The organism is Enterococcus mundtii (assembly GCF_002947535.1).
GTDB lineage: Bacteria > Bacillota > Bacilli > Lactobacillales > Enterococcaceae > Enterococcus_B > Enterococcus_B mundtii_B.
This window is the reverse complement of sequence record NZ_PUAP01000036.1, coordinates 13558-28440: the sequence shown is the minus strand read 5'-3', so window position 1 is coordinate 28440 and position 14883 is coordinate 13558. Positions and strand designations below refer to the sequence as shown.

Below are 14883 nucleotides of genomic sequence, written 5' to 3'. Positions count from 1 at the left end.
ATACGTTGCTCCTTAATAACTAGGATAAGGTAAATATGTCTCTTTACCATTTTGCTGATTTTCTTCGACTAAACGTGCGAATTCATGGTTGTCCCATTTCAATTCAAAGACAGCTGAGTCGTCTTCTGCATCTAAAAAATCTAACAAGTCGCTTTGACCTTGTGCTAAAACATCATTCAAGTAGTCAATCAAAGCATCAGCTACAGAACTCGCTAAACCTTTCTTACCTTCATAGGGAATCGCCGCAAGATAATCTTGCTCATCAAATGTTGATTTTTCTGGGTTGAATAACAAGACACCATCTTCAAATTCAATAATATCTTCCTCTGAGACAACACCTTGGGCATCATCTAATTCAAAATGTGCTTGATTTTCTGCAAATAAACGTACCACGATCTCAATCGTATGATTTTTTGTGTCCCAATCTAACGCCACATCATAGTCTGTGATTTTCTTTTCGATGGCTGTATCAAGGTAATCCAATATTGTTGTTTTCTTCATTTTGTTTCCTCCAACCCCAGTCTTCATCGACTTGGTTCTTTTTTTGTAATGAAAGATACGGATTTCCAGCGACGACAAAACGCAATGGTTTTTCCGTCCATTCTCCTTTATTCGGTATGCCTATTCTCGGCAACGCCAAGATTTTTTTAGGTAGCCGTTTTTTCTCAAAAACCAAACGCAACGAGCTATCACGAATCGACTGTCCATATAAATCTGGTGATAGACCTAAGGCTGCCACTAATTTCCCCGGACCATTACTAATATCAGGACCCGCCTTCCCTTTGCGATTCAGACTCATTTGCTCAATCCCCTCTACAGGCTCAATGGCACGGATCATCACTCCTTGTGGTACTCCTTCAGGTTGCGTGATGATATTTAAAATCAAGTGCGTGTGCATCGTGTAGAGATAGATCGTTCCTGGTTCTTCATACATTGCACGCACTCGAGGCGTACGCCGCATACCATAACTGTGTGCAGCCAGATCTTCCGGACCTAAATAAGCTTCTGCATCTACGATATACCCGCCTAATATCCCATTGGGCGTTTCGTATTCCAAATACATGCCTAATAAATCTCTTGCAACTTCGGCCGTTGTTTTATTTAATAAAAGTTCATCTAATTGTTTTTGATTTGTCATTTGCTTCACCACCTTTATCATACACAATATTAGGCAAAGAAGCTATGAAAAAAGCGGGTCAACGAGTTTGCGATTTCCATGGTTAAACTAGCGAAAACTATTTCTAGTTCCTCTCCCTATTCTGACTATTCCCTCGCCTTTCGTGACCCTTTATCCTGTGAGATATGTTATAATAAACGAACGAATAATCCAAAGGAGGCAGACTGATGCAACAACCATTAGCCTATCGGATGCGTCCGAAAAATATCGATGAAGTCGTTGGCCAACGCCATTTAGTTGGTGAAGGTAAGATCATTCGCCGTATGGTTGATGCAGAAATGTTATCTTCCATGATTTTATACGGACCACCCGGCACAGGAAAGACAAGTATCGCTAGTGCCATTGCTGGCTCAACTAATTTTGCGTTTCGGATGTTGAATGCCGCGACCGATTCTAAAAAAGATCTACAAGTTGTCGCCGAAGAAGCTAGAATGAGTGGCACTGTGATTCTTTTACTTGATGAAGTCCATCGATTAGATAAAACAAAGCAAGATTTTTTACTTCCGCATTTAGAAAACGGTCGTATCATCTTGATTGGGGCAACCACTGAAAATCCTTATATCACTATTAATCCAGCAATCCGTAGTCGGACACAGATTTTTGAAGTAAAACCGTTAGATGAAGAAGACATTCAAACAGCCATTCATCGTGCACTGTCAGATAAAGAAAATGGCTTAGGAGAATCGTCGATCAAAATAGATGAAAATGCTTTGCTCCATTTGTCTCGTGCCACCAACGGCGATTTAAGAAGCGCACTCAATGGCTTAGAACTTGCTGTACGTTCCACTAAAAAACAAGAAGACGGCACGATCCACCTCACCCTCGCTATTATCGAAGAATGTATCCAGCGAAAAGCATTGACGCATGATAAAAATGGGGATGCTCACTATGATGTGATCTCCGCATTTCAAAAATCCATTCGTGGGAGCGACGTGGATGCTGCATTACACTACTTGGCGCGTTTAGTTGAAGCTGGAGATTTAGCAAGTATTTGTCGTCGCTTGATGGTGATTGGCTACGAGGATATTGGCTTAGGCAACCCTGCTGCTGCGGCTCGAACAGTCAACGCTGTGCTAGCTGCCGAACGTTTAGGTTTACCAGAAGGTCGTATCCCTTTAGCTGATGCAGTCGTCGATCTTTGCCTTTCACCAAAATCCAATTCTGCCTATACCGCATTAGATACAGCCATTGCAGACATAAGAGCAGGAAAAGCAGGCGAAGTTCCTGATCACTTAAAAGATAGCCATTATCAAGGTGCCAAGTCATTAAATCGAGGTGTAGACTATCAATATCCTCATAGCTACGAAAATGCTTGGGTCGATCAACAATATCTACCTGATAAACTGAAACATACACAGTATTATCAACCTAAAAATACAGGTAAGTACGAACAAGCCTTAGGACAGCAATATCAGCGCATCAAAGAATGGCAGAAAAAAACACAATAACGCCCGTCATTGAAAGCGTTCAAAATTATTGAGCGCCCACATTGCTCTTTTTAAATCCATGTGCTACTATAGAAGTGGGAAATCTGTGATGTTCGAATTGTCCTCTTTGTGTGTTGACCGAACATTTTTATTGATATCTTGGGACCTGTCTTGTGTCACAGCTGGTAACATGCCTTATCATTTGGTAGTTCGATGCGACGACCATGGGACCCACCTGCTTGAATTCGCGGGATCAATACTACAGGACAAACAACGGCATTAACGGAGATTACCATTTTTTTATCTATTAAGAGGCAGTACCGATTTATCGGTGCTGCCTCTTTTATGGTATGATTGGTTTTAGAAAAAGTAGGAGTGGATACAATGATTCGTTTATTGATGGCGATTGCCGCCTTATTGCTATTATTTGTCAGTTATTACTTATTTAAAAAACAAACGATTTTTTTCGTTCTTATCGAACAGAATAAAAAGAATCAAGATTTTCTAAGTATTTTCGGTTCGATCTATGCGTTTTTAGGACTTCTAGGACTTGTTGTCGTAGCCATCAACCATCGTTTTTTTGCATTACTTTATTTAGTCATCGTAATTGCTGTTGCCTCTGTCTTCAGCATCGGTTTTGCCAAAAAAATGACGAAACCTGACAGTAAATAATTCTCATTTCTACGGATTTGCTTTACAATAGAATTGTAAACCAAGTATCTTTTTTGAAGGAGTGAATGCTGATGTTACAACAATATAGAAAAATCATGGTTGCGGTCGACGGTTCTGAAGAAGCCGAATTGGCGTTTAAAAAAGCAGTAAACGTTGCTTTAAGAAATAACAGCGAGCTTTTATTAGCTCATGTCATTGACACACGATCTTTCCAAACTGTTTCATCCTTTGATGGCATGTTGGCAGAACAAGCAACAGAGATGGCCAAGCAAACACTAGCCGATTATGAGCTGAAAGCTAAAAAAGCTGGATTACATCAAGTGACAACTGTGGTAGAATACGGTTCTCCAAAGCATATCATTGCTAAAGAAATCCCTGAAGACCATGAAGTGGACTTGATCCTTTTAGGTGCAACTGGACTCAACGCAGTCGAACGTCTATTTATCGGTTCTGTTTCAGAATACGTTATTCGCAATGCAGCATGTGATGTTCTAGTCGTACGTACAAACTTAGAAAATCAATTACCAAAAAAAGAAAATAAGTGATTATTTTATGAAAAGCATTGAGAAATAAAAATTTCTCAATGCTTTTTATTAGTTAGATTCTGTCTTTGAACGTAGCATGATTAATCTTTCTTTGCTATCTACTGTGCCTTCTGTAACAGGAGTAATTGATTCATACGATAAAGAATTGGTAATAATCACCATTACCGTACCATCATAGCCGGCTTGCTTGAGCTTTTGCTGATCAAATCTTCCCAACAGCTGGCCTTTCTTTACCTTATCTCCCACCTGAAATTCTGTCGAAAACCCTTGACCATTTAATTCAACTGTATCAATACCGATATGGATCAAAATTTCTCCACCAGCATCTGTTTTCAACCCATAGGCATGTTTCGATTCATAAACAACAGTCAGTTCACCATCGGCTGGAGCAAATAAAAGTCCTTCCGTTGGTCTGATTGCTATTCCTTTCCCCATCATTTCTTGAGAAAACACAGGGTCATTTACTGCTTGCAGTGATATCAGTTCACCAGAAACAGGAGCGACGATTACTTCCTCTATCACACGTTCCTCCTCTTCTTTTGCAACACTCGGTACATCTGCTGTTTCCGGTTCTTCACTAGCAAGTAGGTATGCATGTTTTTTCCCATAAAGATATGTTGTAGTGAAACCAACAAGTAAACTGATCAGGATACCTATCATGAAAAAAGGAATCTGATTAGGTGTAATTGAAATAAAGCCGATGACGCTGGCGGGACCTAAAGCAATAGCAAGTACATGGAAAAAACCGATGAACATGGAGGAGATCCCGGCAGCAATCATTCCACAAATAAATGGAAACTTTAATTTTAGATTGACACCAAAAATTGCTGGCTCTGTAATTCCTAGCAAAGCAGAGATGCTAGCAGAAGTTGCTAAACTTTTTTGCTTTGTATTTTTAGTCAATAACATGATGGCAAGTGTTGCTGCACCCTGTCCAACGTTTGCCATTGAAGCAACTGGGAAAATAAATGTTCCTCCCGTTCGAGCCACATCAGCCAATAAAGATGTTTCAATTGCTGGAAAACTTTGATGAAGACCAGTGATCACGATTGGTGAATAGAACAAACCAAAAATCCCTAAGCCGATTGCTCCAGTTGTTTGATACAACCAACTCAACCCTGCTGTTAAGCTGTCTCCGACTGCTTGCATCACTGGACCAACCACAACGAATGTCAAAAAACCTGTAATGATAATTGCTAACATCGGTGTAAATGTATAATCAAATGCATTAAGTAAACGTTTATGGAAAAATTTCTCTAAATTCGCCAAAATCCACGAAACAGCTAAAACTGGTAAGACCGATCCTTGGTAACCTGCTTGAGCAATGTTTAACCCAAAAATATTCCAATAAGGCATTGTTCCTTCTGCCACAGCATTTGCTACGCTGTACCCATTGACCAGCTCCGGCATCACCATCGCCATTGCCATTGCTGCTCCTAGATAAGGATTGCCACCAAATCTTCGCGTTGCTGAAAAACCTACTAGGATCGGGAGAAATGCAAATGGAGCAGAAGCCAGTAAATTAATAATGCTAGTCACATCTTTTAAATTAGGATACATCTCAATCACTGATTGTGGTCCGAATAGATCTTGTGCGGTCAAAACATTATTGATTGCCATCAATAACCCACCTGCGACTAAAGCAGGAACAATTGGTACGAATATATCAGACAATACTTTGATCAAGGACATAAAAGGATTCTGTTTCTTCCCTGATTGTGCTACCGCTTTCAAATCGTCAGTCGATGCTTCTTTTGTACCGGTCAGCTGTATAAGTTCGTCGTAAACGTTATTCACATCACCTGCGCCTATAATGATTTGGAATTGATGATTTGCTTCAAAGGTTCCTTTTACTTCATCAATGGCATCTAGTGCCTTTTGATTCACTTTCGCTTGATCTTTTAATACTAAACGCAAACGAGTTGCACAATGTGCGGCGGCTTGGATATTACTTTCCCCTAGTGCGTCATTGATTTCTTTTGCCACTTTTTTATAATCCACTTTTTGTCCCCCCTATATAATCTAAACCTCATTTTTTGTAACCGTTATCCTAGCTTGAGTATGCCACGATGCCTCTAAATTGTCAAACGTTTATCAAAAATAAAACTTATATTTTAAAATAAATAACCAGAAAAACAATAATACAAATAACAATAATGATATACGTTTGACATTGATGTTGGTTCGAGCTATTCTATAATAGAATACGTTTACAAGGAGTCGTACTTATGAATAATAATTTTAAATGGACACGTCAACTACGTTATCAAGCTTATCAGGCGTGGCCTCAAGAGTATCAAACACTGTTAAAGGAACAAGTAGCTCATTCTCCTTGGCGTTTGGATTACCACATTCAACCACCTACTGGTTTGTTGAACGACCCAAATGGTTTTTCTTTTTTCAACGACAAATGGCACTTATTTTACCAAGCTTATCCGATGGGCACGGTTCATGGGTTAAAATCTTGGTACCACTTGACTTCTAAGAATTTAGTCGATTGGCAAGAGGAAGGATTGAAACTTCTACCCAGCACATCATATGATAGTCATGGCGTCTATTCCGGTTCAGCACTTCCGGTTAATGACAAATTATTTTTGGCCTATACAGGCAATGTCCGTGATGAAAATTGGACACGCACTTCGTATCAGTTGGGTGCATGGATGCAACCTAATGGCGAACTATCCAAATTAACCACCCCACTGATTTCTAAGCCACCTTACGGCTATACACAAGAATTTCGAGATCCTCAAATGATTTTTTATAAAGACGAATATTTGTTATTGTTGGGTGCACAAAATCAAAATAAACAAGGGGAAATTTTAGTTTACCGTAGTCCCGATCTAGACACTTGGTCTTACGCAGGTCCTTTACAATTTACGCAACAATCGATGGGATTTATGATCGAGTGTCCTAACTTAGTATTCATTGACGGAAAAGCGCTATTGCTCTTTTGTCCACAAGGCTTAGAACAGTCTAATTTGGAGTATCAAAATATATACCCGAATGCTTACATCATCGGAGAAGCCTATGACATCGAAACGAATCAACTTACCCAACCTTCAACCCTTAAAAATCTTGACGAAGGCTTTGATCTTTATGCTACTCAAGCATTCAACGCTCCTGATGGTCGTGCCTTAGCAGTTAGTTGGATCGGGTTGCCTGAAATTAGTTATCCGACTGATCCATTTGGCTGGGCTCATTGTTTAAGTATCGTCAAAGAGTTGACGATCGAAAATGGGACACTCCATCAACGTCCTGTAAAAGAAATGAGTCAATTACGGATTGATCCGCCATGTTCTTTGAATCAATCAGTCTCACAGATAAATACCGAGCAAAATCGCTACGAAATCAACTTAGAGTTTAAAGAAAATCAAAGTGGAAAAATTCATTTATGTAGTGATCCCATGGGAAATAACGGATTGATCCTCTCTTTCGATCGCAGGCATGGTAAAATGAAAATAGATCGTAGCTTATCAGGAGAAGTATTTGCAGAAGATTATGGTGTCACCAGAGAATTTACAATTTCACAAGAACCTTTGTCTTTACAAATCTTTGTTGATATTTCTGTAGTCGAAATCTTTATCAATGACGGTAAACAAACGGCTACTGCCCGAATTTTCCCTTCAAGCGAACAGACCACACTCTTGATCGAATGTGACCATGCCTTCTCAGGAACGCTTTGGAAGTTACGTAAAATGAATGAATAGAGGGTAAGTTAAATGGTTGTTAAATTAACCGATGTAGCCAAAAAGGCTGGAGTCTCACCAACCACTGTATCACGTGTCATCAATAACTACGGCTCACTGAGCCAAAAAACAATCGATAAAGTAAATCAAGCAATGAAAGAATTGAATTATCAACCCAATTCATTGGCTCGTTCTCTTCAAGGAAAAAACACCCAATTGATTGGCTTGATTTTTCCTACAGTTGCTAACCCTTTCTTTGGTGAATTAGTCGAACAATTAGAAAGTAAGCTATTTGATTTAGGATACCGTTCAATATTATGCGATAGTGCAAACAATAAAGAAAAAGAACGAAACTACCTCAACATGTTAGCTGCAAACAAAGTAGATGGTATCCTTGCTGGAGCGCATAATCTGGGTATCCAAGAATACGAAAATATTGAACTACCCATTGTCTCCTTCGACCGCTATTTAGCAGCAGGAATTCCAATTATCAGTAGTGACAATTTACGTGGTGGATACTTAGCTACCGAAAACCTTTATTTAAAAGGTGCCAGAAACATTGCCATTTTAACTGGCTCCCAAGAATCAAATTCACCGACCAATCAACGATTGAATGGATATTTGGCATTTATGGAAGAATTCCAGTTAGAGCCGCACGTGTTTCATTTTCATTCCACTGCTCGCTCAACTGCTTTAAAAAATTTAGAGATCAAACGGATTTTAGAAATGGAAACAATTGATGCTTTATTTTGTACAGATGATTTAACTGCTATTTTAGCCTATAATCTCTGTCAAGAATTGCACATTAAAATTCCTGAAGAAATAAAAATCATCGGGTATGATGGAACAAAAATGATTCAAAATTATTTCCCACAGCTCTCGACCATCGCACAACCAATTACAGATATTGCTGACATCTTAGTCGACCTAATGCTCCAACGGATCCAAGATCCAGAGAAACCACTTGAATCTAACTATGTGTTACCAGTGAAATTGATTCAAGGAAGCACGACATAAGATGATCAGCTATTTGAACGAAAGTGTATCTTCTAATTTCCTATTACTAGAAGATATACTTTTCTTAGGCGTTGCTTCTAGCTTCGTTCAGCTGATTTAAGTCAGGCAAAAAACCAAAAAGAGCTGGACAATGTCCAACTCTCTTTTTATAGAAACTTTATATTAATCCGGCTAATTTCTTAGCGTCATTAAAATCACGCGGACAAACATCCATTACTTCTTTATTTGAACCAACTTAACGCAAGCGTTCTACGTCACGTGCAATCATTAATTCTTCATCTGTTGGGATGACTAATACTTTGACTTTTGAGTCTTTTGTTGAGATGTCTAACTCTTCACCACGTAATTTGTTCAATTCTGGATCGATCTCACAGCCAAACCATGTCATACCTTTGATGACTTCGTTACGCACATGACCATCGTTTTCTCCGATACCCGCAGTAAAGACGATTGCATCGACACCGTTCATTGTTGTTACATAGCCACCGATGTATTTACGGATACGGTCAACAAACACATCATAAGCCAAACGGATTTCTTCTTTATCGTAATTGTTTTCAAGGTCACGCATATCACTAGATAGATTTGTTAACCCTAAAAGACCAGATTTTTTATTTAAGATATCAACCATTTCATTGATATCGATCGATAATTTTTCCATTAGATAAGGTAAGATCGCTGGATCGATATCACCAGAACGAGTACCCATCGTTACACCTGCTAATGGCGTGAAGCCCATTGATGTATCAACAGATTTACCACCGTCAACAGCAGTGATCGAAGCACCATTTCCTAAATGGCACGTAATGATTTTTAAGTCTTCGATCGGTTTACCTAACATGTCTGCCGCACGTTCAGAAACGTAACGGTGACTTGTTCCGTGGAACCCATATTTTCTCACTTTAAAATCTTCGTAGTAAGCGATTGGTAAGCTGTACAAGTAATTGTGTTTCGGCATAGTCGCATGGAAAGACGTATCAAAGACAGCTACACTTTGGATATCTGGCAAAATTTTCTTAAATGCTTTGATTCCCATTAAGTTGGCAGGATTATGCAATGGCGCAAATTCTGCTAATTCTTGGATGCGTGCCATTACTTCTTCATCAATGACTACAGAGTCACCATAAGTTTCTCCACCGTGAACGACACGATGTCCGACACCTGTGATTTCATCATATGCGCCTAAAATATTTAATTCGATCAATTGATCCAATAACATTTTTACAGCAACTTCATGATCATCAATATCTAAGATTTGTTCAAATTTTTGGCCTTCACCATACTTGATTGTAAAAATTGAATCATTTAATCCAATTCTTTCAACGATTCCTTTAGCGACTACAGTTTCTTCTGGCATTTGGTATAACTGCCATTTTAAACTTGAACTTCCAGCATTGATTGCAATTGTTTTTGACATGTTACTCTCCTTTTTGGTAAATAGTTATAAGGAAGCTGATTTCCAGTTTTTAAATTCGTTAAAAAACTTCGTCACCTTCTCTGGTTCTTTTAGTGAATCAAGTTTAACAAGCAGTACTTCTTTGGTTTGTTTTGCTTGTTTGCCTTTTTTCTGTAAAATCAAAATACTTTTTTGTGATTGCTTATTTCGGAACAACTCATCCGGTAATTGGATCATACCTTGAAGATAGCCTTCTTCTTTAAACCATTTTTTAATGTACTCGCTTTGCTCTGTCTCCAAGAAATTGCTCGGCATCAAGAACAAACCGAAGCCATCTGGCTTGACGTATTTCATTGCTTGTTCCAATAAAAGATGATGAGCATAACTGTGACCTTCTGTCGCGCTTGTCAAAAAGTCTTGCGCTTTTTGATCATTCGGATAAAATCCGATTGGCAAGTCACTGATAGCGACATCAACTGGTTCGATCAATAAGTCTTGTAATCCATCTTGGTGAAAGTATTGAACACTCGCTTGCGTCAACTCACTTGTAGAAGCCGCAACAGCCAGTAGTGTATCATCGATATCCACACCAAAACCTTCTGTGTGGTATCCGGCAATCTTTAGGTTTAAAAGAACTGTTAATAACAAATTGCCCATTCCTGCTGAAATATCCAAGACACCGATTTTTTCTTTATGATCTGGGAATAGTTGTTCGATCAAGAAAACAAACAAGAAACCAATACTATCTGGTGTCAATTGATGGTTTGCTTGTAAGTGCTCGGTTTGACTTCCCTTTAACAAAAGCAACTGCGACAAACGACGCCACTCTTCCGGTTCGAAAGATAACTCACTCAGTTTTTGATAAAGCTCTGAGATCTTTTGGGCTGTCTTTTCATTTGGTACGCCATCTACTACACGTACTTGATAGTTGTCTCTTAAATTTTCGGCATTTTCAACATAAGCTTCTAAAAAAGAAGTTCCCAATGCGTTTTGTAAAAGCTGAATAGCTTCCAGGTTTTGCTCAAACCCTTGTTCCATTTTTTCTGGTAACATCGTGCGCCTCATTTCTAGATATATTATAACAATTATTTTACCTGTTTAATTCTAACGAACAATTGCTAAAATTTCAATCGTTTTCATCCTTTTTCTTTGTGAAATAGCGAACATTCAACACCTTCAAAACAGCTGTATTACAGAAAAGAACGGTTATTGCTTTGGAACCTCTTAATCTGTAGTATTATCTGTATCAATGACTCGCTCTGTAAATTCAAATTGGAAAGGTGAAACAGTTATTACTAGCTCCACTAGGTCCTGTTTGACTGTATACTGGACTGTGCCTACATTGTAATCATACTCCCCTTTGCCTTGCTCTTCCAACTGATTGGATTCCATCATAAACATTTGCTTGATGATCTTTGCTTGGTAATATTTTTTGATACGTAAATAACTGTCTATTTTTAGACGATAACTTTCGAGGAAACCTTGCATGAGGAATAAACACAGCAGAAAAAGTGCTAAGGTCGAAAACAACACATTCCCTTTTAATCGCCTATGTTTTTGGCTTTGTCCAAATACCATACTTGTTATCTCCATTCATAAATTCGACATGCAGTAAAATCACTTGATCTTCTTCTTTGAATTGGACACGCGTAACACCTGTCAGCATCGGCTGATGGCCACCAGCAGTTCCCCGTTTTCTGATCATTTGCTGATAGCCTTCTATGACGAACGTTTTCTCGTTTTCATAATATAAGCGATTCTCAATGATCGAAATACGTTGACTTGAAGCAATTTCGTTTTCGAATTGAGCTAAGAAAATCAACCATTCTGTTTGTTCGTCTTTTTGAAAAAATGTATTCATCTTTTCACTTTGTCGAATAAAGAGACCAAATGATAAAAGAATCGTATTTAGAATAAGTAACGCGATCAGACATTCAATCATTGTAAAAGCAGATACTTTATTTTTTCCGTTCAATGACGATCACTTCATTTCCATCACTGATTGAAACTTTTCTTATTCTCTGGCTTTGCGCATCGATTACTGTAGTCTCCTGTTCCCACTCCGCTGGTCTTGTCGGTACCTCTCCGTACATACGATAGTTTCTCACGTCTTCATACAGTGTCCTCAACAGAAGGATTTCTTGGTCTTTTGTTTGTTCTTGTCGGATCAAGAACAAATTACCTGAGCTCATAATATACATACTCATGGCTGTGATCATTAGCGCAGTTAGCGATTCAAGCAATACAAAACTAGCTAGCTTGGATTTTTTTGATATAGCGACCACCCCCTAGTTGGAATTGGTAAATGATTCTTTGTTTCTTTTCTGACCAATAAAATTCATACGCCTTCAACGAGCTTTCGTTTCCTGTCTTTGCAGCATAAGTAATCGGTGCATGACGTTGGATAGTCAATGCTTCAGGAATCGGTAACACTTGCCACTCCATTGATGAGTAAGAAGGCACCTCAAATAAAAGACTATGGCGGTTTGGATCATAGTAAAAGCGAGTGGCTTGCTGATGGATAATAGCGCTTTGTTGCACGAGGTCGATCCGTTTTTCTAACTGATCAAAAAAACGATGGATCGATTGTTCTTTTTCTAAAGAATGGAATGAAAGCACAGGAAAGATAAAGAAAGAGAGGGAAACCATTAAGACCATGATCGTTTCTGCTAAAGTGTAAGCTTCGGTGAGGTGTTGTTTAGTTTTTGCGATACGCATCGGCATGTTCCTGTTTGATGTATCCTTCTCGTAACAGCTCATCAATACTTGGGATCTTTCCATCATTTTGTAATGCGTAAAGTTCACTTTGAGCATCAATCAATTGCAAGACTGCTTCACGTCCTTCCTTATTGACATGGTCACGATAACGAGAAATATTTGGGACAAATAATAAAACTAATGCACTGATGACGAGTAAGACGATCAACATTTCAATCAGTGTAAAACCTTTTAGCCGAGCCATTCTTTTTCTATTCTTCATATTAGGACCTCCTCGATATTTCCATATACTGGCAATAAGATAGCCGCATAAATCAGTAAGATCAATGCAGCGATCCCTAAGAAAAGGACTGGTTGGACCCAGTATAACCAACGATGGATCTTTTGGAAAAATTCTTTACGTGTCAAAGCACTGTAAAACAACAATTCTTTGCCTAAATTTCCTTTGGCTTCTCCTTGTAGTACGATACGACTAAACTCTGTCGTCAAAAAAGGGTATTGCTCAAATTGTTGCGCTAAAGGAATACCTAGTTCGAGCCCTTCCATTAATTGATACGCTAAAGCTTGGACCAAACTTCCTTCTTTGGTTTCTTTCAAACAACGAATGATTTGTTTCAAGTCGAGGCCTTCATAAAATAGTTTGCCTATTTCTAGTGCTAGATAAGCTGATTGGTAGGAACGATAGAGCTTTCCAATCACCCCGCGCTTACTGATCCACTCACTTCTTTTGATAACCTCCCACTTTTTCATGCGGAAAAAAATCACTGAACAGCAAAAAACACTACTACCAAAGACACCCAAGAATAGCCAATGACTTGATTGAAGCAATCGAATCCCCCAATGTGTCGCAGTGACCATGTCGGTCTGAAGCAATTGAGGCAAGACGAACTCACGTAGGCTAACAAAAATACCGATTAAAAAGACAAGTAATACTAGTGGATAGCTGATGACCTTTTTTAATTCTTTTCGAAATTGTTCAATCAATCGAAATTGTTCAGCGATACCCTTTAAAGTTTCGACTAAATTCCCATGGACTTCTGCTAGTTCCACCTGTACGAGTTGCTCTTGCTTAAACCCCAATTGCTGAAGGACAAAATGAAAAGATTCGCCAGCTTGAAGATTTCTTTTGGCGAAATGGACATAAACTTGTGGTATCAGTCGAAGCAATTCCAATAAATCAATCGCTTGCTGTAAACTAAAGCCATTCAAGAGTAATTCACCGATCGTTTGGATAAAACGAGCTTGTTGTTTGTGATCCATCTTTTTAAAATGGATAGGATTGCCAAACATTTTTTTGTGCCTCTTCATAGCTAGCTCTCCATTCTTTTCTTTCGATTTCATTGTCAGGAAAATAAAAAGACCACAATGCCGTCGGTTGTTCATTAAAATCAGGCAGCAACTCTTGATAGACAATGCCGGACAAACATTCGTCAAATCCATCGTTGTTCGTTAGTTCCTTCATCCTTGCCAAGGTTCCCTTGAGGTCTCGTGCATGGACTGTAGCAAATACACGATGGCCCGTCAATGCTGCCCGAATTGCTGCATCTGCTGTCTTTTTATCTCTGATTTCACCGACAATCAATAAATCAGGACGATGACGCAAGGCTAGTTTTAATAGCTGATCATACGTCTGGTCGATTTTTTCATTGACTTGTAACTGTAAAAACAATGGCTCCTCAATTTCTACTGGGTCCTCGATCGTGATCACTTGTTCCTCATTTCTATGAGCAAGATGATACATCAATGAGGTTTTCCCAGAGCCAACAGGACCACTGAACAAAAACAACCCACGTTCGATCGTACCACGTTCAATGATTTGTAAGTCTCTGGGGACAAAACAACGAAAACTCTTTTCCCTCAACGCATAGAGTATCCGGATAACCAAGCTCTCTCTTTGTAAATAATCACCCACTGACGAAAGCCTTAGCCTTATTTTTCGTTCATCCACTAAATAAGTCAGTGAGCCTAATTGTGCTTTTCTTTTTTCACCGATATCCATTTGTCCTAGATACTTGAAACTAGCGATCAATTGCTGGCCGATTTCAAGAGAAAGCGACCGTTGGAATGTTCGTCTTTTACCTGTACGGAAATAAATCTTAAATTCTTCTGCGAATGGCAAAATATAGATATCTTGCACTTTATTTTTAGCTCCTCCACAAATGATCTCATTAGCTAAATCTTTTATCTTCATTTCTTTGCCCTCCAAAAAAATATACGTCTTTTTCAGATGAATCGTTTATTTTTA

17 protein-coding genes and 1 other RNA gene are annotated in these 14883 nt (G+C 38.8%); 6 read left to right on the top strand and 12 right to left on the bottom strand.

Annotated elements, in window-relative coordinates; genetic code table 11:
* Nucleotides 1-12: 12 nt before the first annotated feature.
* Both CUS89_RS12165 and CUS89_RS12160 read right to left on the bottom strand, forming a co-directional pair.
* On the bottom strand, nucleotides 13-501 hold the full coding sequence (locus tag CUS89_RS12165) for a DUF3013 family protein (RefSeq protein WP_104872321.1): 489 nt from the start codon (nucleotides 499-501) through the stop codon (nucleotides 13-15).
* Entirely contained in the window at nucleotides 470-1138 is a 669-nt protein-coding gene (locus CUS89_RS12160) for a DNA-3-methyladenine glycosylase (protein WP_104872320.1), read from the bottom strand. Before CUS89_RS12160 ends, CUS89_RS12165 begins: the two co-directional genes overlap by 32 nt.
* A 206-nt stretch (nucleotides 1139-1344) precedes the next feature.
* Between CUS89_RS12160 and CUS89_RS12155 the strand changes: the two genes are divergently transcribed.
* The 4 genes from CUS89_RS12155 (at nucleotide 1345) to CUS89_RS12140 (ending at nucleotide 3821) form a co-directional block, all read left to right on the top strand.
* Nucleotides 1345-2625 carry a replication-associated recombination protein A gene (locus CUS89_RS12155; RefSeq protein WP_104872319.1) on the top strand — a complete coding sequence of 427 codons (1281 nt, stop codon included), beginning with the start codon at nucleotides 1345-1347 and terminating at the stop codon, nucleotides 2623-2625.
* Between the two features lie 77 nt (nucleotides 2626-2702).
* Nucleotides 2703-2897: non-coding RNA, 6S RNA (ssrS, locus tag CUS89_RS12150), on the top strand.
* A 91-nt stretch (nucleotides 2898-2988) separates the two neighbouring features.
* On the top strand, nucleotides 2989-3276 hold the full coding sequence (locus tag CUS89_RS12145; protein WP_010734216.1) for a hypothetical protein: 288 nt from the start codon (nucleotides 2989-2991) through the stop codon (nucleotides 3274-3276).
* 71 nt (nucleotides 3277-3347) lie between these two features.
* Nucleotides 3348-3821 (top strand): universal stress protein, encoded by a 474-nt coding sequence (locus CUS89_RS12140; RefSeq protein ID WP_104872318.1) that lies wholly within the window; start codon nucleotides 3348-3350, stop codon nucleotides 3819-3821.
* A 48-nt stretch (nucleotides 3822-3869) separates the two neighbouring features.
* On the opposite strand, the gene CUS89_RS12135 is transcribed toward CUS89_RS12140, so the two are convergent.
* On the bottom strand, nucleotides 3870-5822 hold the full coding sequence (locus CUS89_RS12135; RefSeq protein ID WP_104872317.1) for a sucrose-specific PTS transporter subunit IIBC: 1953 nt from the start codon (nucleotides 5820-5822) through the stop codon (nucleotides 3870-3872).
* Nucleotides 5823-6049: 227 nt separating this feature from the next.
* Between CUS89_RS12135 and CUS89_RS12130 the strand changes: the two genes are divergently transcribed.
* Nucleotides 6050-7528, top strand: a complete 1479-nt coding sequence (locus CUS89_RS12130; protein ID WP_104872316.1) for a sucrose-6-phosphate hydrolase — start codon at nucleotides 6050-6052, stop codon at nucleotides 7526-7528.
* Between the two features lie 12 nt (nucleotides 7529-7540).
* Nucleotides 7541-8524: a LacI family DNA-binding transcriptional regulator gene (locus CUS89_RS12125; RefSeq protein WP_104872315.1), complete on the top strand. Its 984-nt coding sequence runs from the start codon at nucleotides 7541-7543 to the stop codon at nucleotides 8522-8524.
* Between the two features lie 235 nt (nucleotides 8525-8759).
* Here CUS89_RS12125 and CUS89_RS12120 read toward each other — a convergent pair whose 3' ends face one another.
* From CUS89_RS12120 to comGA, 9 genes are all read right to left on the bottom strand, one after another.
* Nucleotides 8760-9941, bottom strand: coding sequence for an acetate/propionate family kinase (locus tag CUS89_RS12120; RefSeq protein WP_062806107.1), 1182 nt, complete (start codon nucleotides 9939-9941; stop codon nucleotides 8760-8762).
* 24 nt (nucleotides 9942-9965) lie between these two features.
* Nucleotides 9966-10973 carry a class I SAM-dependent methyltransferase gene (locus CUS89_RS12115; RefSeq protein ID WP_104872314.1) on the bottom strand — a complete coding sequence of 336 codons (1008 nt, stop codon included), beginning with the start codon at nucleotides 10971-10973 and terminating at the stop codon, nucleotides 9966-9968.
* A gap of 171 nt (nucleotides 10974-11144) precedes the next feature.
* Nucleotides 11145-11498, bottom strand: coding sequence for a competence type IV pilus minor pilin ComGG (gene comGG / locus CUS89_RS12110; protein ID WP_104872313.1), 354 nt, complete (start codon nucleotides 11496-11498; stop codon nucleotides 11145-11147).
* The gene (comGF, locus tag CUS89_RS12105) at nucleotides 11470-11895 is read right to left on the bottom strand and encodes a competence type IV pilus minor pilin ComGF (RefSeq protein ID WP_258082421.1); all 426 of its coding nucleotides are present in this window, start codon (nucleotides 11893-11895) and stop codon (nucleotides 11470-11472) included. Before comGF ends, comGG begins: the two co-directional genes overlap by 29 nt.
* Complete coding sequence (locus CUS89_RS12100; protein ID WP_104872312.1) at nucleotides 11879-12112, bottom strand: hypothetical protein; 234 nt, start codon at nucleotides 12110-12112, stop codon at nucleotides 11879-11881. The genes comGF and CUS89_RS12100 overlap by 17 nt, the downstream gene beginning before the upstream one ends.
* 58 nt (nucleotides 12113-12170) lie before the next feature.
* Nucleotides 12171-12638: a competence type IV pilus minor pilin ComGD gene (gene comGD / locus CUS89_RS12095; RefSeq protein WP_104872311.1), complete on the bottom strand. Its 468-nt coding sequence runs from the start codon at nucleotides 12636-12638 to the stop codon at nucleotides 12171-12173.
* Nucleotides 12619-12900: a competence type IV pilus major pilin ComGC gene (gene comGC, locus CUS89_RS12090; RefSeq protein WP_104872310.1), complete on the bottom strand. Its 282-nt coding sequence runs from the start codon at nucleotides 12898-12900 to the stop codon at nucleotides 12619-12621. The genes comGD and comGC overlap by 20 nt, the downstream gene beginning before the upstream one ends.
* Nucleotides 12897-13946 (bottom strand): competence type IV pilus assembly protein ComGB, encoded by a 1050-nt coding sequence (gene comGB / locus CUS89_RS12085; protein WP_181055365.1) that lies wholly within the window; start codon nucleotides 13944-13946, stop codon nucleotides 12897-12899. Before comGB ends, comGC begins: the two co-directional genes overlap by 4 nt.
* On the bottom strand, nucleotides 13903-14829 hold the full coding sequence (comGA, locus tag CUS89_RS12080; protein WP_104872308.1) for a competence type IV pilus ATPase ComGA: 927 nt from the start codon (nucleotides 14827-14829) through the stop codon (nucleotides 13903-13905). The genes comGB and comGA overlap by 44 nt, the downstream gene beginning before the upstream one ends.
* Nucleotides 14830-14883: the final 54 nt, after the last annotated feature.

Excerpts from the sequence above, each read along its gene's own strand:
- CUS89_RS12125 (WP_104872315.1), top strand. The coding sequence starts at position 7,541 with ATGGTTGTTAAATTAACCGATGTAGCCAAAAAGGCTGGAGTCTCACCA.
- CUS89_RS12165 (WP_104872321.1), bottom strand. The coding sequence starts at position 501 with ATGAAGAAAACAACAATATTGGATTACCTTGATACAGCCATCGAAAAG.
- comGC (WP_104872310.1), bottom strand. The coding sequence starts at position 12,900 with ATGAAGAATAGAAAAAGAATGGCTCGGCTAAAAGGTTTTACACTGATT.
- CUS89_RS12160 (WP_104872320.1), bottom strand. The coding sequence starts at position 1,138 with ATGACAAATCAAAAACAATTAGATGAACTTTTATTAAATAAAACAACG.
- CUS89_RS12100 (WP_104872312.1), bottom strand. The coding sequence starts at position 12,112 with ATGAGCTCAGGTAATTTGTTCTTGATCCGACAAGAACAAACAAAAGAC.
- comGG (WP_104872313.1), bottom strand. The coding sequence starts at position 11,498 with ATGGTATTTGGACAAAGCCAAAAACATAGGCGATTAAAAGGGAATGTG.
- comGB (WP_181055365.1), bottom strand. The coding sequence starts at position 13,946 with ATGAAGAGGCACAAAAAAATGTTTGGCAATCCTATCCATTTTAAAAAG.
- CUS89_RS12120 (WP_062806107.1), bottom strand. The coding sequence starts at position 9,941 with ATGTCAAAAACAATTGCAATCAATGCTGGAAGTTCAAGTTTAAAATGG.
- comGD (WP_104872311.1), bottom strand. The coding sequence starts at position 12,638 with ATGCGTATCGCAAAAACTAAACAACACCTCACCGAAGCTTACACTTTA.
- CUS89_RS12155 (WP_104872319.1), top strand. The coding sequence starts at position 1,345 with ATGCAACAACCATTAGCCTATCGGATGCGTCCGAAAAATATCGATGAA.
- CUS89_RS12145 (WP_010734216.1), top strand. The coding sequence starts at position 2,989 with ATGATTCGTTTATTGATGGCGATTGCCGCCTTATTGCTATTATTTGTC.
- CUS89_RS12130 (WP_104872316.1), top strand. The coding sequence starts at position 6,050 with ATGAATAATAATTTTAAATGGACACGTCAACTACGTTATCAAGCTTAT.
- CUS89_RS12140 (WP_104872318.1), top strand. The coding sequence starts at position 3,348 with ATGTTACAACAATATAGAAAAATCATGGTTGCGGTCGACGGTTCTGAA.
- CUS89_RS12115 (WP_104872314.1), bottom strand. The coding sequence starts at position 10,973 with ATGTTACCAGAAAAAATGGAACAAGGGTTTGAGCAAAACCTGGAAGCT.
- comGA (WP_104872308.1), bottom strand. The coding sequence starts at position 14,829 with ATGAAGATAAAAGATTTAGCTAATGAGATCATTTGTGGAGGAGCTAAA.